At 62.9% G+C, this 25,360-nt stretch carries 21 protein-coding genes and 1 tRNA gene; 19 read left to right on the top strand and 3 right to left on the bottom strand.

Annotated features, from left to right (window positions below):
* From nuoF to pnp, 17 genes are all read left to right on the top strand, one after another.
* Positions 1-1,335 (top strand): NADH-quinone oxidoreductase subunit NuoF, encoded by a 1,335-nt coding sequence (gene nuoF / locus XcyCFBP4188_RS08165; RefSeq protein WP_023904457.1) that lies wholly within the window; start codon positions 1-3, stop codon positions 1,333-1,335.
* Entirely contained in the window at positions 1,332-3,566 is a 2,235-nt protein-coding gene (gene nuoG / locus XcyCFBP4188_RS08160) for an NADH-quinone oxidoreductase subunit NuoG (RefSeq protein ID WP_104591909.1), read from the top strand. The genes nuoF and nuoG overlap by 4 nt, the downstream gene beginning before the upstream one ends.
* A complete protein-coding gene (gene nuoH / locus XcyCFBP4188_RS08155; RefSeq protein ID WP_074057135.1) occupies positions 3,563-4,657 on the top strand; it encodes an NADH-quinone oxidoreductase subunit NuoH in 1,095 nt (364 codons plus the stop codon). The genes nuoG and nuoH overlap by 4 nt, the downstream gene beginning before the upstream one ends.
* A 3-nt stretch (positions 4,658-4,660) precedes the next feature.
* Complete coding sequence (gene nuoI, locus XcyCFBP4188_RS08150) at positions 4,661-5,149, top strand: NADH-quinone oxidoreductase subunit NuoI (RefSeq protein ID WP_006450559.1); 489 nt, start codon at positions 4,661-4,663, stop codon at positions 5,147-5,149.
* Between the two features lie 4 nt (positions 5,150-5,153).
* Positions 5,154-5,816, top strand: a complete 663-nt coding sequence (locus XcyCFBP4188_RS08145; protein WP_174705836.1) for an NADH-quinone oxidoreductase subunit J — start codon at positions 5,154-5,156, stop codon at positions 5,814-5,816.
* Complete coding sequence (gene nuoK / locus XcyCFBP4188_RS08140; RefSeq protein WP_006450557.1) at positions 5,813-6,118, top strand: NADH-quinone oxidoreductase subunit NuoK; 306 nt, start codon at positions 5,813-5,815, stop codon at positions 6,116-6,118. Before XcyCFBP4188_RS08145 ends, nuoK begins: the two co-directional genes overlap by 4 nt.
* Positions 6,119-6,125: 7 nt before the next feature.
* Positions 6,126-8,300 (top strand): NADH-quinone oxidoreductase subunit L, encoded by a 2,175-nt coding sequence (gene nuoL, locus XcyCFBP4188_RS08135; RefSeq protein WP_104591908.1) that lies wholly within the window; start codon positions 6,126-6,128, stop codon positions 8,298-8,300.
* Between the two features lie 20 nt (positions 8,301-8,320).
* On the top strand, positions 8,321-9,823 hold the full coding sequence (locus XcyCFBP4188_RS08130) for an NADH-quinone oxidoreductase subunit M (RefSeq protein WP_023904453.1): 1,503 nt from the start codon (positions 8,321-8,323) through the stop codon (positions 9,821-9,823).
* Between the two features lie 36 nt (positions 9,824-9,859).
* A complete protein-coding gene (nuoN, locus tag XcyCFBP4188_RS08125) occupies positions 9,860-11,320 on the top strand; it encodes an NADH-quinone oxidoreductase subunit NuoN (protein ID WP_043908815.1) in 1,461 nt (486 codons plus the stop codon).
* A 203-nt stretch (positions 11,321-11,523) separates the two neighbouring features.
* Positions 11,524-11,600: transfer RNA gene (locus XcyCFBP4188_RS08120), tRNA-Met, on the top strand.
* Positions 11,601-11,811: 211 nt separating this feature from the next.
* Positions 11,812-12,402, top strand: a complete 591-nt coding sequence (rimP, locus tag XcyCFBP4188_RS08115) for a ribosome maturation factor RimP (RefSeq protein WP_006450553.1) — start codon at positions 11,812-11,814, stop codon at positions 12,400-12,402.
* A gap of 4 nt (positions 12,403-12,406) precedes the next feature.
* The gene (nusA, locus tag XcyCFBP4188_RS08110) at positions 12,407-13,918 is read left to right on the top strand and encodes a transcription termination factor NusA (RefSeq protein ID WP_006450552.1); all 1,512 of its coding nucleotides are present in this window, start codon (positions 12,407-12,409) and stop codon (positions 13,916-13,918) included.
* A gap of 95 nt (positions 13,919-14,013) precedes the next feature.
* Complete coding sequence (gene infB / locus XcyCFBP4188_RS08105) at positions 14,014-16,725, top strand: translation initiation factor IF-2 (RefSeq protein ID WP_167393516.1); 2,712 nt, start codon at positions 14,014-14,016, stop codon at positions 16,723-16,725.
* A gap of 173 nt (positions 16,726-16,898) precedes the next feature.
* Positions 16,899-17,291, top strand: coding sequence for a 30S ribosome-binding factor RbfA (gene rbfA, locus XcyCFBP4188_RS08100; protein ID WP_006450550.1), 393 nt, complete (start codon positions 16,899-16,901; stop codon positions 17,289-17,291).
* Between the two features lie 82 nt (positions 17,292-17,373).
* Positions 17,374-18,300 (top strand): tRNA pseudouridine(55) synthase TruB, encoded by a 927-nt coding sequence (gene truB / locus XcyCFBP4188_RS08095; RefSeq protein ID WP_043908829.1) that lies wholly within the window; start codon positions 17,374-17,376, stop codon positions 18,298-18,300.
* A 156-nt stretch (positions 18,301-18,456) separates the two neighbouring features.
* Positions 18,457-18,717, top strand: a complete 261-nt coding sequence (gene rpsO / locus XcyCFBP4188_RS08090) for a 30S ribosomal protein S15 (protein ID WP_006450548.1) — start codon at positions 18,457-18,459, stop codon at positions 18,715-18,717.
* Between the two features lie 168 nt (positions 18,718-18,885).
* Positions 18,886-21,000: a polyribonucleotide nucleotidyltransferase gene (pnp, locus tag XcyCFBP4188_RS08085; protein ID WP_006450547.1), complete on the top strand. Its 2,115-nt coding sequence runs from the start codon at positions 18,886-18,888 to the stop codon at positions 20,998-21,000.
* 306 nt (positions 21,001-21,306) lie between these two features.
* Here pnp and XcyCFBP4188_RS08080 read toward each other — a convergent pair whose 3' ends face one another.
* The 3 genes from XcyCFBP4188_RS08080 to XcyCFBP4188_RS08070 form a co-directional block, all read right to left on the bottom strand.
* A complete protein-coding gene (locus XcyCFBP4188_RS08080; protein WP_043908811.1) occupies positions 21,307-22,359 on the bottom strand; it encodes a DUF2272 domain-containing protein in 1,053 nt (350 codons plus the stop codon).
* A 63-nt stretch (positions 22,360-22,422) separates the two neighbouring features.
* Positions 22,423-23,307 (bottom strand): carboxylating nicotinate-nucleotide diphosphorylase, encoded by an 885-nt coding sequence (nadC, locus tag XcyCFBP4188_RS08075; RefSeq protein ID WP_104591906.1) that lies wholly within the window; start codon positions 23,305-23,307, stop codon positions 22,423-22,425.
* Positions 23,304-23,573 carry a Trm112 family protein gene (locus tag XcyCFBP4188_RS08070; RefSeq protein ID WP_006450543.1) on the bottom strand — a complete coding sequence of 90 codons (270 nt, stop codon included), beginning with the start codon at positions 23,571-23,573 and terminating at the stop codon, positions 23,304-23,306. The genes nadC and XcyCFBP4188_RS08070 overlap by 4 nt, the downstream gene beginning before the upstream one ends.
* 58 nt (positions 23,574-23,631) lie before the next feature.
* Between XcyCFBP4188_RS08070 and purE the strand changes: the two genes are divergently transcribed.
* Together purE and XcyCFBP4188_RS08060 are read left to right on the top strand one after the other, a co-directional pair.
* Positions 23,632-24,135: a 5-(carboxyamino)imidazole ribonucleotide mutase gene (gene purE / locus XcyCFBP4188_RS08065; RefSeq protein WP_006450542.1), complete on the top strand. Its 504-nt coding sequence runs from the start codon at positions 23,632-23,634 to the stop codon at positions 24,133-24,135.
* Positions 24,132-25,277 carry a 5-(carboxyamino)imidazole ribonucleotide synthase gene (locus XcyCFBP4188_RS08060; protein WP_006450541.1) on the top strand — a complete coding sequence of 382 codons (1,146 nt, stop codon included), beginning with the start codon at positions 24,132-24,134 and terminating at the stop codon, positions 25,275-25,277. Before purE ends, XcyCFBP4188_RS08060 begins: the two co-directional genes overlap by 4 nt.
* Positions 25,278-25,360: the final 83 nt, after the last annotated feature.

Here is a 25,360-nt window from a genome sequence, read left to right as displayed (position 1 = left end):
ATGGCACATCATCACGCACCCTCAGGCCCGGTCGGTCCGGCGCCGTTGCCGCATCAGGTCGTCTATACGACGCTGCACTACGACACCCCGTGGTCGTACGAAAGCTATCTGAAAACCGGTGGCTACGCCGCGCTGCGCAAGATCCTCGAAGAGAAGATCGCGCCGGCCGATGTCATCGAGATGGTCAAGGCGTCCAACCTGCGCGGTCGCGGTGGCGCGGGCTTTCCGACTGGTTTGAAGTGGTCGTTCATGCCCAAGGGCACGATGCAGAAGTACATCCTGTGCAACTCGGACGAATCCGAGCCGGGCACCTGCAAGGACCGCGACATCCTGCGTTACAACCCGCATTCGGTGGTGGAGGGCATGGCGATCGCCTGCTACGCCACCGGTTCGACCGTGGGCTACAACTACCTGCGTGGCGAGTTCCACCACGAGCCGTTCGAAAACTTCGAGCTGGCGCTGGCCGATGCCTATGCCAACGGCTGGCTGGGCAAGAACATTCTCGGCAGCGGCGTGGATATCGACATCTACGGTGCGCTGGGTGCCGGCGCCTACATCTGCGGCGAAGAAACCGCGCTGATGGAATCGCTGGAAGGCAAGAAGGGCCAGCCGCGCTACAAGCCGCCGTTCCCGGCGAACTTCGGCCTGTACGGCAAGCCGACCACCATCAACAACACCGAGACCTATGCGTCGGTGCCGGCGATCATTCGCAACGGCCCGGAATGGTTTCTGGGGTTGAGCAAGACCAAGAACGGCGGCCCGAAGATCTTCTCGGTGTCCGGCTGCGTGCAAAAGGGCGGCAATTTCGAAGTGCCGCTCGGCACCACCTTCGACGAACTGCTGGAAATGGCCGGTGGCCTGCGTCCGGGTCGCACCCTCAAGGGTGTTGTTCCCGGCGGCGTGTCGATGCCGGTGCTGAAGGCCGACCAGGTCGCTGGTCTGCAGATGGATTACGACACCTTGCGTGCATTGGGTACCGGGTTGGGTTCGGGCGCGATCGTGGTGTTGGACGACAGTGTCTGCTGCGTGCGTTTTGCCTGCCGCATCTCGCAGTTCTTCCACAAGGAATCCTGCGGTCAGTGCACCCCGTGCCGTGAAGGAACCGGCTGGATGCACCGCGTGCTCGAGCGCATCGTCGCCGGCAAGGCCACGATGGAAGACCTGCACCAGTTGCGCACCGTTGCCGGCCAGATCGAAGGGCACACCATCTGTGCGTTCGGCGAAGCCGCGGCGTGGCCGATTCAAGGCTTCCTGCGCCAGTTCTGGGACGAGTTCGAGTACTACATCGTCAACGGTCGTTCGATCGTCGACACGCACGTCGGAGTGGCCGCATGAGCGCCCAACCAGTGAACCCGAACGTGCCACCGGACCATGTCACCGTCGAAATCGACGGGCAGAGTCTGGTGGTGCCGAAGGGTTCGATGATCATCCAGGCGGCCGACAAGGCCGGCATCCCGATCCCGCGCTTCTGCTACCACGAGAAGCTGCCGATCGCGGCCAACTGCCGCATGTGCCTGGTGGACGTCGAAAAATCCCCGAAGCCGTCGCCTGCCTGCGCCACGCCGGTGATGGACGGCATGAAGGTCACCACGCGTAGCGAAAAGGCGCTGAAGTACCAGCGCAGCGTGATGGAATTCTTGCTGATCAATCACCCGCTGGACTGTCCGATCTGCGATCAGGGCGGCGAGTGCGAGTTGCAGGACGTTTCGCTCGGTTATGGCCGTTCGGTCAGCCGCTTCAACGAGCGCAAGCGCGTGGTGCCCGACGAGGACATCGGTCCGCTGGTCGCCACCGAGATGACCCGCTGCATCCAGTGCACCCGTTGCGTGCGCTTCACCGCAGACATCGCCGGCACCTACGAGTTGGGTGGCATGTATCGCGGTGAAAACCTGCAGATCGGCACCTACGACGGCAAGCCGCTGACCACCGAAATTTCCGGCAATGTCATCGACGTGTGCCCGGTCGGCGCGCTGACCAACAAGGTGTTCCAGTTCCGTGCCCGCCCGTGGGAGCTGATGGCGCGCGAATCGCTCGGCTATCACGATGCGATGGGCTCGAACCTGTTCCTGCACGTGCGTCGCGGCGAAGTGCTGCGTACCGTGCCGCGCGAGAACGAGGCGGTCAACGAGTGCTGGCTGTCCGATCGCGATCGTTATTCGCATCAGGGCCTGTACTCGGAAGACCGTGCGGTCAAGCCGCTGAAGAAGGTCAACGGTGAGTGGACCGAGGTGAGCTGGGCCGAAGGGCTGGCTGCCGCCACGCAAATCCTGCGTGACAACGCTGGAGATCAGCTCGGCGTGCTGGTGCATCCGTCCACCTCCAACGAGGAAGGCGCGCTGCTGGCCCGTCTGGCCGAAGGCCTGGGCAGCGGCAATCTGGATCACCGTTTGCTCAATCGCGATTTCTCCGATGCTGCGGTTGCCGAAGCGTTTGCCACGCCGTTGGCCGAGATCGAGCAGGCCGATGTGGTGGTGCTGTTCGGCACCAACGTGCGTCACGAACTGCCGCTGCTGCATGCGCGTCTGCGCAAGGCCAACATCCAGAACGGGACCAAGATCCATTCGGTCAACCCGGTCGATTTCGATTTTGCCTTTACCCAGGCAAGCCGTACGGTCGTTGCGCCGTCGCAGCTGGCTGGTGCGCTGGACGATGCGGCATTGCGCGATGCGGTCAAGGGCGCCACACGCGCCGTGATCGTGGTCGGCGCATTGGCCGAAAATCATCCGCAGGCTGCCGCATTGCGTGCTGCCGCACGTGACTTCGCTACTGCAACTGGCGCTTCGCTGTGCCGTATTCCGCAGGGCGCCAATGCTGTCGGTTTGGTCTCGCAAGGTGTATTGCCGAGCGCACGCGATGTTGCCGGCATGCTGGCGCAGCCGCGTCAGGCGTATGTGTTGTATGGCATCGAGCCGGGTCTGGATTTTGCCGATGCCGCCGCTGCCCGCAGCGCGCTGGCCGGTGCCAAAGTGGTCGCCTTCAGCCAGTTCGCCTGCGCTTCCACGCGCGATGTGGCCGATGTGATTCTGCCGATCGGCGCCTTGCCGGAAATCGATGCCTCGCTGACCAATCTCGATGGTCGCGTGCAGACTGCACGTGCCGCCGGCCGCTTGCCGGTGGAAGCGCGCGAAGGTTGGCGCGTATTGCGCGCACTTGGTGGCGAGCTGGGTCTGGCCGGTTTCGAATTCATCGATCTGGTCGGCCTGCGTGCCGGCATGCAGAACCGTAGCGTGACGCCTGCAACCTCCGCACAGCCAGTGGCTGCGAGCGAGGGGCTGGAAGTGGCCGCGACCGCTGCGATCTATCGCACCGACGCAGTGGTACGCCGTGCCGCTGCACTGCAGTCGCATCCGCTCAACATCGCGCCGTGTGTAGTGATGCATCCAGAGCAGGCAGCGCAGTTGCAGATTGGCGCAGGTCAGATGGTCAAGGTTGGCACCGATGCCGGTAAGGCTACGCTGCCGGTGGTACTGGACAAGCGCGTCGCATCGGGGACGGTGTGGATCGAATCCGGCCATGGCGCAACTGCGCCGCTTGGTGCCGGTCGGGTAACGGTGGTGGCTGCATGAACGAATTGCTGTTGAATCTGGTCAATCCTTTGCACCAGTGGTTCGTCGGCCTGGGCGATGGCGGCGTGGTGTTGTGGACCGTGCTGAAGATCCTGCTGATCGCGGTGCCGGTAATCGTGGCGGTGGCGTTCTTTGTGGTCTGGGAGCGCAAGCTGATTGGTTGGATGCACGTACGCCACGGGCCGATGTACGTGGGCATGGGCATCTTTCAGGCCTTCGCCGACGTGTTCAAACTCCTGTTCAAGGAGATCGTGCAGCCGAGCAGCGCGCACAAGGCGATGTTCATCATCGCGCCGCTACTGACGCTGGCGCCGGCCTTCGCGGCCTGGTCGGTGGTGCCGTTCGATGCGCAACTGGTGCTGTCCAACGCCAACGTCGGCTTGCTCTATCTGCTGGCGATGACCTCGCTGGGCGTGTACGGCATCATCCTGGCCGGTTGGGCCTCCAACTCCAAATATGCGTTTCTGGGTGCGATGCGCTCGGCCGCGCAGGTAGTCAGCTACGAAATCGCGATGGGCTTTGCGCTGGTCGGCGTGATGATCGCGTCGGGCAGCGTCAACCTGAGTCAGATCGTGTTTGCGCAGGGCGGTAGCTCGGGCTTAGGCGATTGGTTCCTGATCCCGCTGTTTCCGTTGTTCATCGTGTACTGGGTGTCCGGCGTCGCCGAAACCAATCGCGCGCCGTTCGACGTGGTGGAAGGCGAATCGGAAATCGTTGCCGGCCACATGGTGGAGTACTCGGGCGGTGCGTTCGCGCTGTTCTTCCTGGCCGAATACGCCAACATGATCCTGGTCAGCTTCCTGATCTCGATCTTCTTCCTTGGCGGTTGGTTGAGCCCATGGCCGCAGGCTTGGGGCAATCCGGATATCTCGCCGTGGATCGATTGGCTGTGGAAGGGCGGTTGGCCGTGGCTGTTGATGAAGGTGTTCTTCTTCGCCAGCGCCTACATCTGGTTCCGTGCCAGCTTCCCGCGCTACCGCTATGACCAGATCATGCGTCTTGGCTGGAAGGTGTTCATTCCGCTGACGATCGTGTGGATCGCAGTAACGGCGTTGATGGTGTTTTACGGCGTGATCCAGAAGGGCGTGTAATTGATGAACAAGATCACCCATTACTTCAAAAGCTTGCTGCTGCTCGAACTGCTCGGAGGCTTGTGGCTGACGTTGAAATACACGTTCAAGCCTAAGTACACCGTGCTGTATCCGATGGAGAAGTTCCCGCAGTCGCCGCGCTTCCGTGGCGTGCATGCGCTACGCCGTTATCCCAACGGCGAAGAGCGTTGCATCGCCTGCAAGCTGTGCGAAGCGGTGTGCCCGGCGCTGGCGATCACCATCGACTCGGCCAAGCGCGAGGACGGTTCGCGTCGTACTACCCGCTACGACATCGATCTGTTCAAGTGCATCTTCTGCGGCTTCTGCGAAGAAAGCTGCCCGGTGGATTCGATCGTCGAGACGCACCTCCTCGAGTATCACTTCGAGAAGCGCGGCGAAAATATTCTTAACAAGCCGCAGCTGCTGGCGATCGGAGACCGGTTCGAAACCGAGATCGCCGAGCGTCGCGCTGCCGATGCCGCCTTCCGTTGAGGTCATGATGGACTGGGTCAAAATTGCTTTCTACGCGTTCTCCGCCGTCGCGGTCGTCTCTGCGGGTGCGGTGATCAGCGTGCGCAATCCGGTGTACGCCGTGTTGTGCCTGATCCTCACCTTCTTCTCGATGGCGTGCATCTGGTTGCTGGTCGGCGCCGAGTTCCTTGGCGTGACGCTGGTGCTGGTCTACGTCGGCGCGGTGATGGTGCTGTTCCTGTTCGTGGTGATGATGCTGGACATCGACACCAGCCGCCTGCGCGAGGGTTGGGTCAAGTACATGCCGGTCGGCGTCATCGTGGCGGTCGCCATGTTTGCGCAGATGGTCACCCTGATCGGCGTCAAGGCACGTAGCGCCACGCCGTTCCCGGCAGACAACGCTGCCGCGCAGGCGGCCGACGTGTCGAACCTGACCTGGTTGGCCAGGAGCCTGTACACCGAGTTCCTGCTGCCGTTCGAATTTGCCGCGGTGATCCTGACCGTGGCGGTGGTGGCCGCCGTGATGCTGACCTTGCGCAAGCGCACCGGCATCAAGCTGCAGAACGCGGGTGATCAATCGCGGGTGAAGGCGGGTGATCGCCTGCGCATGGTCAAAATGGCGGTTGAAAAGCCGGTACAGGTCGCGCCGAAGCTCGATGCGGCCGACGGACAGGAGGCGAAGTCTTGATTACCTTGGGCCACCTGCTTGGACTGGGCGCGGTGCTGTTCTGCATCTCGCTGGCCGGCATCTTCCTCAATCGCAAGAACGTCATCGTGTTGCTGATGTCGATCGAGTTGATGCTGTTGTCGGTCAACGTCAACTTCATTGCGTTCTCGCGCGAGCTCGGCGATCCCGCAGGCCAGTTGTTCGTGTTCTTCATCCTGACCGTTGCCGCCGCGGAGGCTGCGATCGGCCTTGCGATTCTGGTGACTCTGTTCCGCACGCGCCGCACGATCAATGTGGCCGAAGTCGATACGTTGAAGGGCTGACCTGTAGATGGAAATCACTCTCTCCAAGAGTCTGTTGATCGCAGTGGTGCTTGCACCGCTGGTCGGCAGCATCATCGCCGGCCTGTTCGGTCGCCAGGTAGGGCGCAAGGGCGCGCAATACGTCACCATCCTGGGCGTGGCGGTCAGCTGCGTGCTGTCGTGCCTGACGCTGTATCAACTGGTGGAGCAGGGCGCCAGCCCGTTCAACCAGAACCTGTACACCTTCTTCGACGTCGGTAACTACTCGGCGCATGTCGGCTTCATGGTCGATCGCCTGACCGCGATGATGATGGTGGTGGTGACCTTCGTTTCGCTGCTGGTGCACATCTACACCATCGGCTACATGGAAGAAGACCCGGGTTACCAGCGCTTCTTCAGCTACATCTCGTTGTTCACCTTCTCCATGCTGACGCTGGTGATGAGCAACAACTTCCTGCAGCTGTTCTTCGGCTGGGAAGCGGTGGGCCTGGTGTCGTATCTGCTGATCGGTTTCTGGTTCAAGCGCCCGACTGCGGTGTTTGCCAACATGAAGGCGTTCCTGGTCAATCGCGTCGGCGACTTCGGTTTCATTCTCGGCATTGCCGGCGTGCTGCTGTGGTTCGGTTCGCTGGACTACTCCACCGTGTTTGCCAACGCGACCACCATGGCCGGTGCCAAGGTGCAGCTGTTCGCGGGCCACGAGTGGAGCGTGATGACGCTGATCTGCATCTGCCTGTTCATCGGTGCGATGGGCAAGTCGGCGCAGGTGCCGCTGCACGTGTGGCTGCCGGACTCGATGGAAGGACCGACGCCGATTTCGGCACTGATCCACGCCGCGACGATGGTGACCGCCGGCATCTTCATGGTCGCGCGCATGTCGCCGCTGTTCGAGCTGTCGGAAACCGCGCTGAACTTCATCCTGTTCATCGGTGCGACCACGGCCTTCTTCACCGGCCTGATCGGCATCGTGCAGAACGACATCAAGCGCGTGGTTGCGTATTCCACGCTGTCCCAGCTCGGCTACATGACCGTGGCGCTGGGCGTGTCTGCCTACTCGGCGGCCGTGTTCCATCTGATGACGCATGCCTTCTTCAAGGCGCTGCTGTTCCTGGCAGCCGGCTCGGTCATCATCGGCATGCACCACGAGCAGGACATGCGCAAGATGGGCGGCCTGCGCAAGTACATGAAGGTGACCTACTGGACCAGCGTGATCGGTACGCTGGCACTGGTCGGTACGCCGTTCTTCTCCGGCTTTTACTCGAAGGACACCATCATCGAGGCAGCTGCGCATCATGCCCACGAGTCGCATAGCTGGATCGCGACCTATGGCTACTGGGCGGTGCTCGGCGGCGTGCTGGTGACCAGCTTCTACAGCTTCCGCCTGCTGTTCCTGACCTTCCACGGCAAGGAGCGCTTCCGCGACGCGCATGCGCATGATGCCCATGCACACCACGACAGCGCACACACCGATGCCGAGGCGCAGGTCCACGCGCACGATAGTCATGCGCACGACGCCCATGCACACGATACGCATAGCCACGATGACCACGGTCATGGCCATCACGGTGCCCATGAGCCGCACGAATCCAAGTGGGTGGTGACGCTACCGCTGATCCTGCTGGCGATCCCTTCGGTGGCGATCGGCTTCTACACCATCGGCCCCATGTTGTTCGGCACCGATTGGCAAGGTCACCACGCGGCGCATGCCATCAAGGGGCAGGCGGTCTCGTTCTTCACCGGCATCGTCGATTTCTACGATCCGGCACGCGACACCGTCGGTGCACTGGCCGAAGAGTTCCATGGTCCGGTGGCCTTCGCGCTGCACGGCATGATGGCTGCGCCGTTCTTCCTGACCGTTGCCGGTCTGTTGCTGGCCGCGCTGTTCTATCTCTGGAAGCCGGAGCTGGCCACCAAGTCGCGCAAGGCGTTCGCGCCGGTCGTGTGGCTGCTGGAAAACAAGTACGGTTTCGACAAGCTCTGGATCAATGGCTTCGCCGGTGGCGGCGTGGTCCTTGGCAAGGCGTCACGTGCCATCGATACCCATGTGGTCGACGGTGTCGTCGTCAATGGTTCTGCCCGACTGATCGACCTGGCTGCAAATCTGCTGCGTCGCACGCAATCCGGTTTCCTCTATCACTACGCCTTCGCAATGATCATCGGTTTGATCGCCTTGTTGGCGGTACTGATGCATTTCTGGCGTTGACCTGTACGGAATAAGAAAACGTGTCGAACTGGCCTTTACTGTCTATCTTGATCTGGCTGCCGATTATCGGTGGCGCCCTGATCCTTGCGTTGCGCAACGCCGAGACTGCCCGCTGGGCATCGCTAGCGGTGGCGGTGGCGACCTTTGTGCTGAGTCTGCCGCTGCTGGGCTACGACACTGCCAATGACGCCCTGCAATTCGTCGAACTGCATGCCTGGATCCCGGCCTACAACATCGGCTACAACCTGGGCGTGGACGGCATCGCGGTCGCGTTGATCGTGCTGACCACACTGGTGACGGTGCTGGCCCTGATCGGCGCCTGGCGCTCGATCGACAAGCGCGTCAATCAGTACGTTGCGGCGTTCCTGATCCTGGAAGGCGTCACGCTGGGCATCTTCGCTGCCACCGACGCGATGCTGTTCTACGTCTTCTTCGAAGCCATGCTGATTCCGATGTTCCTGATCATCGGTGTCTGGGGCGGCCCGCGGCGTATCTATGCGGCGATGAAGTTCTTCCTGTACACCTTCCTCGGCTCGGTGCTGATGCTGGTGGGCCTGGTCTACCTGTATCTGAAGGGCGGCAGCTTCCAGCTTGCCGACCTGTACGCGCTGCAGCTGACCGCCAAGGAGCAGACCTGGATCTTCTTCGCGTTCCTGATCGCCTTCGCGGTCAAGGTGCCGATGTTCCCGGTGCATACCTGGTTGCCCGACGCGCACGTTGAGGCACCGACCGCCGGTTCGGTGATCCTGGCCGCGATCGCGCTGAAGATCGGTGGCTACGGCTTCCTTCGCTTCAACCTGCCGATCGTGCCGGACGCCAGCCATGAGTTCGCCTGGTTGGTGATCACGCTGTCGCTGATCGCGGTGATCTACGTCGGCCTGGTGGCGTTGGTGCAGGACGACATGAAGAAGTTGGTGGCGTATTCGTCCATCGCGCACATGGGCTTCGTCACTCTCGGCACCTTTATCGCCTTCACCCTGGTGCGCGACTACGGCAGCACCGACGCCGCACGCCTGGGCCTGCAGGGCGCAATGGTGCAGATGATTTCGCATGGTTTCGTGTCCGGTGCGATGTTCTCCTGCATCGGCGTGCTGTACGACCGCATGCATACCCGCCGCATTGCCGATTACGGCGGCGTGGTCAACGTGATGCCGTGGTTTGCCACCTTCGCCATGCTGTTCTTCATGGCCAATGCCGGCCTGCCGGGTACCAGCGGTTTCGTCGGCGAGTTCATGGTGATCCTGGCCAGCTTTCAGAAGCACCCGTTGATCGCCTTCGGCGCTGCCACCACCTTGGTGATCACTGCGGCTTACACCTTGTGGCTCTACAAGCGCGTGTTCTTCGGTGAAGTGGCCAACGCACACGTGGCCGAGTTGAAGGACATCAATGGCCGTGAGGCATTCGTGCTGGGGGTGTTCGCCGCTGGCGTGCTGGCCCTGGGCCTGTATCCGAAGCCGCTGACCGATCTGATGGAACCATCGATCGCCAAGCTGGCTACCCAGATTGCCGCGACCAAGCTGTAACTGCTTGCCGTACGTACCGATTTTCAGGATTTGATGATGACCACGCCAACGCTCGCGCCGTTGACCACCGCTGACCTGGCTCCGCTCGCACCGGAGCTGGTGCTGATCGGCGGCGCCTTTGCTCTGTTGATGCTCGATCTGTTTATGAGCCAGCGGCACAAGGTCTGGACCCACCTGTTCTCCGTGGCCGTGTTGGCCGTGGTGTTCGCGTTGCTGGCGACCGGAACGGGCGGGCAGGGCGAAGCCTTCCACGGCATGTTCGTCCGCGACACCGCAGCCGACGTCATGAAGACGGTGATCGTGCTGGTCAGCGGCCTGAGCCTGGTTTATGGCTGGACGTACCTGCGCGAGCGCAATCTCTATCAGGGCGAGATCCCGGTGCTGGTGCTGTTCGCCACCGCCGGCATGATGCTGCTGGCCTCGGCAGGCAGCCTGCTGATGGTGTATCTGGGTCTGGAACTGCTGGCTCTGTGCTCGTACGCCCTGGTCGCGTCCAATCGCGATAACGGCCTGGCCACCGAAGCGGCGATGAAGTATTTCGTGCTTGGTTCGCTGGCGTCGGGTCTGTTGCTGTACGGCATGTCGCTGGTCTACGGCGCTACCGGCACGTTGAGCCTGGCGGGTATCCATGACGCCATCGAAGGCTCCAACGAGCGCACGCTGCTGCTGACCGGCACTATCTTCATGATCGCCGGCGTGGCCTTCAAGCTGGGTGCGGCGCCGTTCCACATGTGGCTGCCCGACGTCTATCAGGGTGCGCCCGCACCGATCGCGTTGTTCATCAGTTCCGCGCCCAAGTTGGCTGCCTTTGGTATGGCCTATCGCCTGCTCGAAGTCGGCATGGGTCCGTTGTCGCCGCAGTGGCATCTGTTGATCGGCGGCCTGTCGGCACTGTCGCTGGTGATCGGCAACCTGATGGCGATTGCGCAGACCAATCTCAAGCGCATGCTCGCGTATTCGACCGTCTCGCATATCGGCTTCCTGCTGATGGGCGTGGCCGGTGGCGGCGAAGAAGGCTATGCCGCCGCGATGTTCTACGCAGTGAGCTACACCATCATGTCGACCGCTGCGTTCGGCGCCATCATCGCCTTGTCGCGTAATGGGTTTGAAGCCGAGAACATCGACGACTTCAAGGGGCTCAACGCACGCAATCCATGGATGGCCGGCCTGGTGCTGTGCATCATGGCTTCGCTTGCAGGTATCCCGCCGTTCCTCGGCTTCTGGACCAAGCTGGCCGTGTTGGGCGCCGCGGTGAAGGGCGATATGTTGTGGTTGGCGTTGGTCGGCGTGCTCTGCGCGGTGATCGGTGCGTACTACTATCTGCGCGTCATCAAGGTCATGTACTTCGATGAGCCGGTCGGTGAGCCGTTGCCGGCCAACAACGACCGTGTGCTTGGTACCGTCCTCGGCGTCAACGCACTCGCACTGCTGGCACTCGGTCTGGCCTGGAGCCCGATCATGGTGTGGTGCCAGCGCGCATTTGCGGGGCTTGCGTAAGACTTACGTGCCTGCATACCGTTGTGGGCGTGTGCGTCAGGCGCGCCTTTGACGCGTTACTGAAATAAAGTCGTGATTGCTGTTTCGTTTTTGTTGCAATGCGGTTATCATTTGCCGCGACGTTGAAGACCTCCAAGGTTTTCAATCGATGAAAAACTAGGGCTTGCAATTGCCGCTCAAGTTCTTCATAATTCCGCTTCTGCTGCGGGGTGGAGCAGTCTGGCAGCTCGTCGGGCTCATAACCCGAAGGTCGCAGGTTCAAATCCTGCCCCCGCTACCAAGTTTGAATTGCTGCTTTAATGCAGTTTGCCTTAGGGCAGCAGTTCATGTTCTTGGATCGCAAAGACGCATGTTCCCGTCTTTGCGCCGACCCTGAGAGGTCGGGCTTTTTTCACGCAAGGGGCCCATCGGGCCCCTTGTTTTTTCCGGAACCGGAAAGTTTGCTGCCGGTTGCCGGGGTTCTACTGGCAATCATTTGATCAGGGCAGTCTGTGAGCGAAAAAGCGACCGAAATCGCGAATCTGCTGAGTCCAACGGTTGAGTCCTTGGGCTTGGAACTACTGGGTGTGGAATATCTTCCCGCTCCAGGTGGCGCCACGTTGCGTCTGTATATCGATGTACCGCTGGCCGAACAGCCCGAGCGTGTGATCAACGTCGATGACTGCGAGCGCGTGAGCCGCGAAGTCTCCGCCCAGCTCGACGTCGAAGATCCCATCACCGGCAACTACACGCTTGAAGTGTCTTCGCCGGGTGTGGACCGCCCCTTGTTTACGCTTGAGCAGTTCGCACGTCATGTCGGCGAGTCCGCAAAGATCGTGCTGAAGCTGGCGCAGGATGGTCGGCGCCGCTTTCAGGGCAAGATCCTGCGGATCGAGGCGGAGGCCGACGCCGTGGTGTTTGCCATCGACGGCAAGGACGTGCAGATCGGCTTCGACAACATCGACAAGGCGCGCATCCTGCCGGATTGGGTCGCTTTGGGCCTGGCGCCGCAAAAACCGAATAAGCCCGGCCCGAAAAAACCCGGGCACGAGAAGAAGAAACCATCCAACGAGTCGGCGGCTGGCAAGCCGCGCGCGGAGTGACTAAATGAGCAAGGAACTTTTGCTGGTAGTGGATGCGGTGGCCAACGAAAAGGGCGTGCCGCGCGAAGTGATCTTCGATGCGATCGAGGCCGCGTTGGCTTCCGCAGCGAAGAAGCGCTATCCCGACCAGGACGTGCTGGCGCGCGTGACCATCGATCACAAGGACGGTAACTACGAAACCTACCGTCGTTGGGAAGTGGTTGCCGACGATGTGGTGATGGAGTCGCCGGATCGCCAGGTGCGTCTGATGGACGCCATCGACGAAGCCGACGGCGTGGATGTGGGCGACTACATCGAAGAACAGATCGAAAACCCGGATTTCGGCCGTATCGCCGCGCAGGCTGCCAAGCAGGTGATCGTGCAGCGTGTGCGCGAAGCCGAGCGTCAGCAGGTTGTGGACGCATGGAAGGATCGCGTCGGCGAGTTGATCACCGGTGTGGTCAAGCGTGCCGAGCGCGGCAATATCTTTGTCGATCTGGGCGGCAATGCCGAAGCCTTCATTCCGAAGGACAAGGGCATTCCGCGCGATGTGCTGCGTCCGGGCGACCGCGTGCGCGGTTATCTGGCCGAAGTGCGCTCCGAACCACGTGGCCCGCAGCTGTTCATCAGCCGCGCCGCGCCGGAATTCATGATCGAGCTGTTCAAGCTCGAAGTGCCTGAAGTGGGCCAGGGCCTGGTCGAGATCAAGGCCTGCGCCCGCGACCCGGGCGATCGCGCCAAGATCGCCGTGATTGCGCACGATACCCGCACCGACCCGATCGGCGCGTGCATCGGTATGCGTGGTTCGCGCGTGCAGGCGGTGTCCAACGAGCTCAATGGCGAGCGCGTGGACATCGTGTTGTGGAACGAGAACCCGGCCAACTTCGTCATCAATGCGATGGCGCCGGCCGAAGTGCAGTCGATCATCGTCGATGAAGACAAGCATTCGATGGACCTGGCTGTGGCAGAAGATCGCCTGGCCCAGGCGATCGGCAAGGGCGGCCAGAATGTACGTCTGGCCAGCCGCCTGACCGGTTGGCAGCTCAACGTGATGACCGCCGACCAGGTGGCCGCCAAGTCCGAAGCCGAACAGACCTCCGCGCGCCAGTTGTTCATGGATCGCCTGGAAGTGGACGAAGAAATTGCAGCGATTCTGGTGACCGAAGGTTTCAATACGGTCGAAGAAATCGCCTACGTGCCGGTCGGCGAGTTGCTGGCGGTGGAAGGCTTCGACGAAGACATCGTCGAAGAGTTGCGTGCCCGTGCCCGCGATGCGCTGCTCAACGCCGCGCTGGCCGAGGAAGAAGGCCTGGAAGGAACTCAGCCCACCGAGGACCTGCTGGCGCTGGAGGGGATGGACGAGGAAACGGCCTTTGCTCTGGCCGAGCACGGCGTGCGCACCAGCGAGGACTTGTCCGACCTGGCAGCGGACGAGATCGTCGACTTCGGCATCGAGGGCTTGACCCAGGAGCGCGCCGCGGCGCTGATCCTGGCGGCCCGCGCCGAGGAGATCGCCCGTTTGGAGCGCGGCGAATGAGCCGGCAATGAACCGCGCCCTGACCCCATCAGGGCTTAGAATCAGCGCTTCCCTTGCTCTGGGCGAGGGGGCGCCAACCAGATCATAGGATCCGAATGTCGCAGCAAACCACCATCCGCAAGCTTGCCGAACTGGTCAATACGCCGGTCGATAAACTGCTGGTTCAACTGGCCGAGGCCGGAATGAAGTTCAGCGGTCCCGACCAGGTCGTGACCAGCACCGAGAAGATGAAACTGCTTGGCTTCCTGCGTCGCACGCATGGCAAGGCCGAGACGCCTGCCGAAGCGGCAACCGAAGCAGCCAAGAAGATCACGCTCAATCGGCGCAAGCTGCAGGAAGTCACGGTCAGCGCCGGCCGCACCAAGACCACGGTCAACGTGGAAGTGCGGCAGAAGCGCACCTACGTGAAGTCCGAAAATGAAGGCAGCGGCCGTGCCGCGCCGATGACGCCGGACGAAGAGCGCGCTGACATCCTGGCCAAGCTCGCCGCATCGCGTCAGCGCAATCTCGACGAGCAGCAGGCGCTGGCCGAAAGCGACCGTGTGCGCGACGAAGCGATTCAGCGCAAGCGCGATGAAGAGCAGGCCGCGAAGGACCGTATCGAAGCCGAGCGCAAGGCTGCCGAGGAAGCCGCTGCGGCTGCCAGTGCGCCGGCGCCGGTTGCTGCCGCGCCTACGCCGTCTTCCGCTCCTGCAGCACGTGCGCCGTCGTCGCCGTCTTCTGCACCGCGTCCGGCCCGTCCGGCTGGCGCATCGCCCGCCTCGCGTCCGGCCACGCCGGCACGTCCGGACGATCGCAATAATGCGGCCAAGCACAAGACGCGCGGTTCGCACGTCATGGTGGCCGGCGTCGAAGACGACGATGCGACCAAGCGCTTTGCCGGGCAGTTGCATCTGTCCGCTGCCGATCGCGCGCGTCGTTCCAATGTGCGTAGCAAGCCGACCGGTCGTCCGGGTTCGTCTTCTTCGCGCCGTGGCAACGACAGCGGGCGGGGCGGCAACCAGGGCAACAGCGGCCCGCACGGGTTCGAGCGTCCGACCGCACCGGTGGTGCGTGAAGTGGCGATCGGCGAAACGATCACTGTGGCCGATCTGGCGCAGAAGCTCGCGCTCAAGGGCGGCGATGTGGTCAAGGCGCTGTTCAAGATGGGCGTAATGGCGACCATCACCCAGAGCATCGACCACGATACCGCCTCGCTGGTGACCGAAGAACTCGGCCACAAGGCCACGCGCGCCGACAATGCCGACTTCGAGGATGCGCTGCTGGCGCATGCCGAAGGTGCCGAAGGCGATGCCGTGCAGCGTCCGCCGGTGGTGACCATCATGGGTCACGTCGATCACGGCAAGACCTCGCTGCTGGATTACATCCGTCGCACCAAGATCGCCTCGGGCGAAGCCGGTGGCATCACCCAGCACATCGGTGCGTATCACGTCGAAACCGGTCGTGGCGTCATCAGCTTCCTGGATACGCCCGGCCATGCCGCGTTTACCTCGATGCGTGCACGTGGCGCCAAGATCACCGATATCGTGGTGCTGGTCGTCGCTGCCGATGACGGCGTGATGCCGCAGACCAAGGAAGCGGTGGCGCACGCCAGGGCGGCGGGCGTTCCGTTGATCGTGGCAGTGAACAAGATCGACAAGGCCGGCGCGGATCCGCTGCGGGTCAAGAACGAATTGCTGGCCGAAAACGTGGTGGCCGAAGACTTCGGCGGCGACACCCAGTTCATCGAAGTGTCGGCCAAGCTCGGTACCGGCGTAGACACGCTGCTGGATGCGATCTCGCTGCAGGCCGAAGTGCTGGAGCTGAAGGCGCTGTCGGAAGGCCGCGCCAGCGGTACCGTCATCGAGTCGTCGCTGGACAAGGGTCGCGGCCCGGTCGCCACGGTGCTGGTGCAGCAGGGCGCGTTGAAGAAGGGCGATTACCTGGTCTGCGGCATCCAGTACGGCCGTGTGCGCGCGTTGTTCGACGAGACCGGGCATCAGCCGACCTCGGCGGGCCCGTCGATCCCGGTGCAGGTGCTCGGCTTGTCCGGCGTGCCGGAAGCCGGCGACGACTTCGTGGTCGTCGACGACGAGCGTCTGGCCAAGGACGTGGCGCAGCAGCGCGAAACCAAGCGTCGCGAGTCGCGTCTGGTGGCTTCGGCAACCAACCGCATGGAAGACATCCTGGCGCAGATGGGCAAGGGCGAAGGTCAGCAGGTGTTGAACCTGGTGATCAAGGCCGACGTGCAGGGTTCTGTGGAAGCGCTCAAGCAGTCGCTGGTGGCGTTGTCCAACGACGACATCCGCATCAACGTGATCCACTCCGGCGTCGGCGGCATCACCGAGTCCGATGCGAATTCGGCCGCCGCTTCCAAGGCGACGATGATCGGCTTCAACGTGCGTGCGGATGCATCGGCACGCAAGATCGTCGAATCCAATGGTGTGGATCTGCGTTACTTCTCGATCATCTATGACGTGATCGATCAGGTGAAGCAGGTCGCCTCCGGTCTGCTCGGCGTGGAAATCCGCGAAGAGATCATCGGTATCGCGCAGGTCCGCGACGTGTTCCGCAGCTCCAAGTTCGGCGCGGTTGCAGGCTGCATGATCATCGAAGGCATTGTGAAGCGCAGCAAGCCGATCCGCGTGCTCCGCGACAGCGTCGTGGTGTTCGAAGGCGAGCTGGAATCGCTGCGTCGCTTCAAGGAAAACGTCGAGGAAGTGCGCAACGGTACCGAGTGCGGTATTGGCGTGAAGGCCTACAACGACGTCAAGGCCGGCGATCAGATCGAGTGCTTCGAGCGTATCGAAGTCGCGCGTACGCTGTAACGGCTGCGGCTGTCATGGCGACCGGGGCCTGCGGGCTCCGGAGTCGGCAAGCTGGAGTCGGTAACGCCCGATTTTTGGACAGCACGTTTTGCAAGGCGAGGGCGGCATGGCCGCCCACGTTCGTTTTTGGCTTCGGTGCCATCTGGCCCTCCGAATCAACCAGGTCCACGACCATGCCAACCAAATCATTCCATCGCACCGACCGCGTCTCGGCGCAGGTGCGTCGCGACCTCGGCACGATCGTGCACGCGGCCGTGCGCGATCACGGCCTGCCGTCGGTCAGCGTGTCAGATGTCGAAGTCACCCGCGATCTTGCGCATGCCAAGGTGTTCGTCACCGCGCTGCAGCAGGAGCGTTCGGTCGAAGCGGTCAAGGGGCTCAAGGAAATCGCCGGTCAGCTGCGCACGCAGTTGGCGCGCGCGATGAAACTGCGCCACGTGCCCGAGCTGCACTTTCATTACGACGATTCGGTCGATCGCGGCGAACGCATCGACAACCTGCTGCGTGACCTGGACGACATCGGCCCCGAGGCCGCCTCCAGCGACGAAGACGCCGAGCAGCGCTGAGCGCTGTCTGGGCCGGCCGCCTCTTTCTACGCGGCCCTGATTTCAACGGGCGCGCATGGCGCCCGATTCGAGCACTGATCTTTTGAAACCCCGCATCGTCTATCGCCCGTTGCACGGCATCCTGTTGCTCGACAAGCCGGCTGGAGTCAGCTCCAACACCGCATTGCAGTCCGCACGCCGTTTGCTGCGCGCCGAAAAGGGCGGCCACACCGGCAGCCTGGATCCGCTGGCCACCGGCTTGTTGCCGTTGTGTCTGGGCGAGGCCACCAAGATCGCCGGCGTGTTGCTTGGTTCGGCCAAGGCCTACGACGCCGAGGTCGTGCTGGGCGTCACTACCGATACCGACGATGCCGATGGCGAACCGCTGCGTGAGCGTGCGGTGCCCGAGTTGAGCGAAGACGCCCTGCGTGCGGCGCTGGCGCCATTTATCGGCCGTATCGCCCAACAGGCACCAATCTACTCGGCACTCAAGCAGGGCGGCGAGCCGCTGTATGCCAAGGCACGCCGCGGCGAGATCATCGAGGCGCCGGTGCGCGAAGTCGATGTGCATGCGATCGAATTGATCGGATATGCCGCGCCACGCCTGCAACTGCGTGTGACCTGCGGTTCGGGCACGTATATCCGCAGCCTGGCGCGCGATCTGGGCGAGGTGCTTGGCTGCGGCGCGCATATCGCCTCGTTGCGACGGCTCTGGGTCGAGCCGTTCCGCAGCCCGCAGATGATCACGCTGGAAGCGCTGTCTGCGGCGCTGGACGCCGGTACCGATGCGCAGGAATTGTTGCTGCCGATCCGGGCCGGATTGGCCGATTTTGCGCGGATCACCCTGGACCAGGCACACACGGCCCGTTTCCGCATGGGTCAGCGCTTGCGCGATGCCGCATTTCCGGATGGCCAGGTGGCCGTGTTCGGACCGGACGGAATCCCCCTAGGCCTAGGCCTGGTGGACATGGAAGGGCGGTTGTCGCCCCAGCGCTTGTTCAATGGACTGAACGAAGCCCAGGCTTGTTAAGTTTTAGTCAACTTGTCCCCGGGCTCGCACGACGTTACAATTTCGCGGCCCCGTTCGGGGCACCTCCAGCGCCAAGCGCGCTCATCCCAAGCAAACGGCGAGTCCGGCGGTGCGTCCTGCACGTTCCTGTCGACCACGCATCTATCGAGAAAACACATGTCCGTCGACACCCAGAAAGTCATTGAAGACAACAAGCGCAGCGCCCAGGACACCGGCTCCCCGGAAGTGCAGGTCGCTCTGCTGACCGCCCGCATCGAGCTGCTGAGCGGTCACTTCAAGACCCACAAGAAAGATCACCACAGCCGTCGTGGTCTGCTGCAGATGGTCAACCGTCGCCGCAGCCTGCTCGACTACCTGAAGAAGAAGGACAGCGAGCGTTACAAGTCGCTGATCGAAAAGCTCGGCCTGCGCCGCTAATCGAGTCCTACCACCGCGGTGCAGCGATGCGCCGCGGTTTTGTTTTGGTCGTTCGCATACCGTTATTTGCACCAAGTAATTCATGGGCCGGAGCCTCCCGGCCGCCCGTTCTCGGCATGGGTCGACGACGGTCCAACGAAGACAGCAACACCTAAGGAAAAAACCTCCGTGGCAAAAATCACCAAAACCTTCCAGTACGGCAAGCACACCGTCACCCTGGAGACGGGCGAAATCGCTCGCCAGGCAGGCGGCGCCGTCATCGTCAAGTTCGACGACACCGTACTGCTGGTCACCGCCGTCGCCGCGAAGAGTGCGCGCGAAGGGCAGGACTTCTTCCCCCTGACGGTTGATTATCAGGAGAAGTTCTATGCCGGCGGCCGCATCCCGGGCGGCTTCTTCAAGCGCGAAGGACGTGCGACCGAGAAGGAAACGCTGATCTCGCGCCTGATCGACCGTCCGATCCGTCCGCTGTTCCCGGAGGACTACAAGAACGAAGTACAGATCATCGCCACGGTGATGTCGATGAACCCGGACATCGACGGCGATATCGCCGCGCTGATCGGCGCATCGGCCGCACTGTCGCTGGCCGGTACCCCCTTCAACGGCCCGATCGGCGCCGCCAAGGTGGGCTACAAGAACGGTGAGTACATTCTCAACCCGACCATCTCCGAGCTGAAGGATTCGCAGCTGGAACTGGTGGTTGCCGGTACCGCCAATGCGGTGCTGATGGTGGAGTCGGAAGCGGCGCTGCTGTCCGAAGAAGTGATGCTGGGCGCGGTCACCTTCGGCCATCGCGAGCTGCAGAAGGTCATCAACGTCATCAACGAGCTGACCGTCGAAGCCGGCACCAAGCCCAGCACCTGGGTTGCGCCTGCCAAGAACACCGCGCTGATCAATGCACTGAAGGAAGCAGTCGGCGCGCAGCTGTCCGGCGCCTTCCAGGTGCGCGACAAGCTGCAGCGTCGCGACGCGATCTCCGCGATCAAGAAGGACGTGCTCGAGTCGCTGGCCGGCCGGGTTGCTTCGGAAGGTTGGAGCAGTGCTGAGCTGTCGAAGGAATTCGGCGAGCTGGAATACCACACCATGCGCGACTCGGTCCTGGAGACCAAGGTGCGTATCGACGGCCGTGCACTGGATACCGTGCGTCCGATTTCGGTGCAGGCCGGCATCCTGCCGCGTACCCACGGCTCGGCGCTGTTCACCCGCGGCGAGACGCAGGCGATCGTGGTCACCACGCTGGGCACCGCCCGCGATGGTCAGGTGATCGACGCGGTCAGCGGCGAGTACAAGGAAAACTTCCTGTTCCATTACAACTTCCCTCCGTACTCGGTGGGCGAGTGTGGTCGTTTCGGTGCGCCCAAGCGTCGCGAAATCGGTCACGGCCGTCTGGCCAAGCGCGGCGTGCTCGCGGTTATGCCGAGCCTGGAAGAATTCCCGTACACCATCCGCGTTGTCTCGGAAATCACCGAGTCCAACGGTTCTTCGTCGATGGCTTCGGTGTGCGGCAGCTCGCTGGCGCTGATGGATGCCGGCGTGCCGGTCAAGGCACCGGTGGCGGGTATCGCCATGGGCCTGGTGAAGGAAGACGACCGCTTCGTGGTGCTGTCCGACATCCTGGGTGACGAAGATCACCTGGGCGACATGGATTTCAAGGTGGCCGGTACTGCCGAAGGCGTGTCCGCGCTGCAGATGGACATCAAGATCGAAGGCATCACCGAAGAGATCATGAAGCAGGCATTGCAGCAGGCCAAGGCTGGTCGTCTGTACATCCTGGGCGAGATGTCCAAGGCGCTGACCACCCCGCGTCTGGAGCTGAGCGACTACGCGCCGCGTCTGCTGACCATCAAGATCCACCCGGACAAGATCCGCGAAGTGATCGGCAAGGGTGGCTCGACCATCCAGGCGATCACCAAGGAAACCGGTACCCAGATCGACATCCAGGACGATGGCACGATCATCATCGCCTCGGTGAATGCGATTGCCGCGCAAGCTGCGAAGTCGCGCATCGAGCAGATCACCTCGGACGTGGAGCCGGGCCGCATCTATGAAGGCAAGGTCGCCAAGATCATGGACTTCGGTGCGTTCGTCACCATCCTGCCGGGCAAGGACGGCCTGGTGCACGTCTCGCAGATTTCCAGCGAGCGCGTGGAGAAGGTCGGCGACAAGCTGAAGGAAGGCGATCTGGTCCGCGTCAAGGTGCTGGAAGTGGACAAGCAGGGCCGCATCCGTCTGTCGATCAAGGCAGTGGAAGAAGGCGAGGGCGTGCCGGCTTCGGCCGAGTAATCGCTGCGGGCTAATGCATCACTTGGGTGATGCATGACGAAAAAGCGGGCTTCGGCCCGCTTTTTTGTTGTCTGCGATAGCAACACGTTCCTTCTCCCTCCGGGAGAAGGTGGCGCGCAGCGCCGGATGAGGGTACGAGCGAAGCCTCGTGCAGTTGAGACGACAAGGGCTTCGCCCCGTACCCTCACCCCAACCCCCGCTCCGCGCCCCGGCCCGCGCTTGCTGCGCGGGCGCTCCAAGCCACGCGCGCCAGTGGCGCGCAAGCGGTGCCTTGTCGCCCCGGCGGGAGAGGGGCTCTAATCCTTTTTACTGAGGCTGCTGCGTCGGCGCAGGCTGTGTTTCCGGACGCGGCGGTACGACGCGCGGAAAACCCGGCGGCATCGTTTGATCTGCGGGCACAACGGAAGGCGCCGGCAACGGCTCACTCGGTGGTGGCGCGGTCATTACCGCATCAGGACGCAGCTTCAACAAGGCAGCCCAGTCGCGTCGATTGAAATCGCACAGTTCTTCATGCGCTGGCGTGCATTCGCTGGCGATGCCCAGGCTGTCTTCGTTCTGGTCCTGAGCTGTGTCGGACTGCGGCGTCGGCAACACCACGCGGCCGGCGCGATCCAGCGGCATCTTGCGCATCATCACCGTGTTGAACACATTGCCGCCGATCAGATACAGCGTGCGGTCGCCACCGACGTTGGCAGCTATCACCACATCGCAATGCGATTGCCACGGCATCGGCGCGCTACCGCCAAGCGCGGCCTTGAGGCCGGCATAGCCGAGCGACACATTGCGTCCACGCAGCAGGCAGAGCATATCGCCAGGGGCGGGTTTTTCCACCGCAGGATCGGTGAACTGGTACGGCCCGCTGGCTCCGTCGTTGTAGGCGCTGCGGATGTAATCCAGATGGCGCGCGGAGCGATGGAAGCCGCTCAGGCCGGCTTGCGTCATCACCCATGAGATGAAAGCCGCCGACCAGGGATTGTCGACCACAAACGCGCGGCACTCGCTGGCGGTATAGCGCGTGCCATCCAGCGCTGCGCAATTGGATGCGCCGGGGCGACCGCCCATCGATGCCAGTGTGCCGCTGTCGCGCCAGTAGCCTGCGACGCGTTGCCATGCCACCACGCCATGGTCGGCGAGATAGCCCGATTCGGCTTCGGTCACGCCAAGACTGGCTAGGCGACCTTTGGTATCGATGAAGGGGTGTTGCCACAAGCGGTGTTCGTTGCAGGCGCTGCGCACGATGGCGATTGCGGCGGGGCTGGTGCCGAACCGCGGCGGCATGTCGCACACTTCCGCAGCAGCCGCGCTGCCGCCCCATCCTGCCAGCAACACGCAGATCCACGGCCAAGGTTTTACAGTCATCGCAGATCCAGTACTGAACAATCGCAGCAGGCTGACAGAGCTGCCTGCGGGCACACGTGAAATCTAGTGTGGCGGCGGGCCGAGTTTGAGCGACAGATCCACCGCCTGCACGTGCTTGGTGAGGCCGCCGATGGAAATACAGTCCACGCCATCGTTGGCAATGGCGGCAATACCGGCCAGATCCACGCTGCCTGACACTTCGAGCGGAATGCGTTGTCCCAGTGGCAGGGCGGCAACGATACGTACCGCTTCGCGGCGCATTGCCGGGTCGAAGTCGTCGATCAGGATGCGCGTGCAGCCCACCTGCAATGCTTCGCGTAGTTGCTCCAGCGTTTCCACTTCGACCACCAACGGCAACTGCGGTTGCTGCGCACGTGCGGCATGCACGGCGGCGCTCAACGAGCCGGCGGCGCGGATATGGTTTTCCTTGAGCATCACCGTATCGAACAAGCCGATGCGGTGATTGTCGCCACCGCCGCAGCGCACCGCGTATTTCTGCGCGGCGCGCAGGCCCGGTAGCGTTTTGCGGGTATCCAGGATGCGCGTGCCGGTGCCGGCCACCGCAGCGACGTACGCAGCGGTAGTGGTCGCGGTGGCCGAGAGCGTCTGCATGAAATTGAGCGAGGTGCGCTCAGCGCTGACCAGGCTGCGGCTGCGGCCATGCAGGAGGGCCAGCACGGTGCCGGCACGCACGTGCTGGCCTTCGTGCACCTGCCAGTCGATGCGCACCTGCGGGTCGAGCGCACGATGCGTGGCGTCGAACCAGGGGCGGCCGGCGATCACCGCATCCTGCTTGCACAGCAGATACGCGCTGTCGGCCTGATCGGGCAACAGCGCGGCGGTGACATCGCCAGTGCCGATGTCCTCGGCCAGCGCGCGTGCCACATCGGCATCCACCAGCGCGGCGGGTGGCGCCTCCGGCACGGACGTGCGCGCGGAAGAACTCACTTTTCGGGGAAGTCGGCGATCTGCGTAGTGCCGATGGCTTCCTCAGCCAGCAGCACCGGAATGCCGTCGTCGACGCGGAAGATCTGCTTGCGGTCGCGGGTGATCAGCGCCTCGCGCAGCGGCTGCGCCTGCACGGTGCCGTCGGCACGCTGCAGGTTTCCGCCGGCGATGGCGGTGTTGAGTGCCTCCAGGCCCTTGCCGTCGAGCAGCGAGAGCGGTTGGCGGGTGTCGGGCGAGCACAGCAGGTCGAGCAGTTTGCGATCCATCGAAGTCTTGTCTTGCGTGGAGATTGGCTAGAATACGTCTTTACCGCAGGGCAGGGCCATGACCTCCAACCACTCCGCGCCGCTGGTCGGCATCGTGATGGGCTCCCGTTCGGATTGGGAAACCATGCAACACGCAGCTCAAAAGCTCGATGCGTTGGGCGTGCCTTACGAAGTCAAGGTGGTCTCGGCGCATCGCACCCCCGATGTGTTATTCACCTATGCCGAGCAGGCGGGCGAACGCGGCCTGCGTGCGATCATCGCTGGCGCTGGCGGCGCGGCGCACTTGCCGGGCATGTTGGCGGCCAAGACGGCGGTGCCGGTGCTGGGTGTGCCGGTGCAGTCCAAAGCGCTCAACGGCATGGATTCATTGTTGTCCATCGTGCAGATGCCGGCCGGGATTCCGGTTGCCACGTTTGCCATCGGCAATGCCGGTGCCGCCAATGCGGCGTTGTTCGCCGCGGCGATGCTGGCACCCGAGCAGGCGCAGATCGGACTGGCATTGGCGCAGTTTCGTGCCAAGCAGACCGACGATGTGATGGCCAGCGACGACCCGCGCCAATGACCACGGTTGGCATTCTAGGTGGCGGCCAACTGGCACGCATGTTGGTGTTGGCCGGCGCGCCGTTGGGGCTGCGCTTTGCAGTGTTCGACCCGGCATTAGATGCCTGCGCAGGGCAGGTGGCACCGCTGCAGGTCGGCGCATTCGACCAGACCGCTGCGCTTGCTGCATTCGCAGCGCAAGTGGATGTGATCACCTTCGATTTCGAAAACGTACCGGCCGCCAGCGCGCAGCAGTTGGCCGCGCAGGTGCCGGTGTTTCCCAGTGCTGCCGCATTGGCGGTGGCGCAGGACCGGCTCAGCGAAAAAACCTTGTTTCGCGAGATTGGAATTCCGGTGCCCGAGTTCGCCGCGATCGACGACCGTGCGGGACTTGATGCCGCATTGGTGCGCATCGGTACGCCCTGTGTGCTCAAGACGCGCCGCTTCGGCTACGACGGCAAGGGGCAGTTCCGCATCAGGACGCTGGCCGATGCCGATGCCGCATGGGACGCGCTTGGCGCGCAGGCAGCGAACGTCGGGTTGATCGTGGAAGCCTTCGTGCCGTTTCAGCGCGAAGTCAGCGTGGTGGCTGTGCGCGGACGCGATGGCGAGTTCCGCGCCTGGCCGCTGACCGAAAACTGGCATGTGGACGGCGTGCTGTCGGCCAGTCTTGCGCCTGCAACTGTGGGTGCCGAGTTGCAGGCGGCAGCCGAGGCGCATGCGCGCGCGATCGCCGAGCGGCTGGACTATGTGGGTGTGTTTGCGCTGGAACTGTTTGTGCGCGATGGCGAGCTGCTCGCCAACGAGATGGCGCCGCGCGTGCACAACTCCGGCCATTGGACCATTGAAGGCGCAGAGACCTCGCAATTCGAAAACCATGTGCGTGCGGTGCTTGGTTTGCCGCTCGGCAGCACCGCGATGCGCGGGCACGCCTGCATGCTCAACTGGCTGGGTGAGATGCCGGACGCTGCTGCGTTTCTAGCAGTGCCCGGTGGGCACTGGCACGACTACGGCAAGCAATCGCGTGCAGGCCGCAAAGTCGGCCATGCAACGCTACGCGCCGATACGCCGCCGCTGCTTGCGCGCGCACTGGTGGATGCGGGCAGTGCCTTGCAGCGTGAGACGCAGGTTGGGCCGGTGGTTGCACGCTTGAGCGAAGCGTGATCTTCAAGGCGTATGAGCGGTGACGCAGTCATGTAGAGTCAAAACGCGTGACTCGTACTTAAGCCTTGTCGCGCAGCTCGATA

The sequence above is a fragment of the Xanthomonas hortorum pv. cynarae genome, assembly GCF_002939985.1.
In the GTDB taxonomy this organism is placed as follows: domain Bacteria; phylum Pseudomonadota; class Gammaproteobacteria; order Xanthomonadales; family Xanthomonadaceae; genus Xanthomonas; species Xanthomonas hortorum_D.
This window is presented reverse-complemented; position numbering and strand designations above follow the sequence as displayed.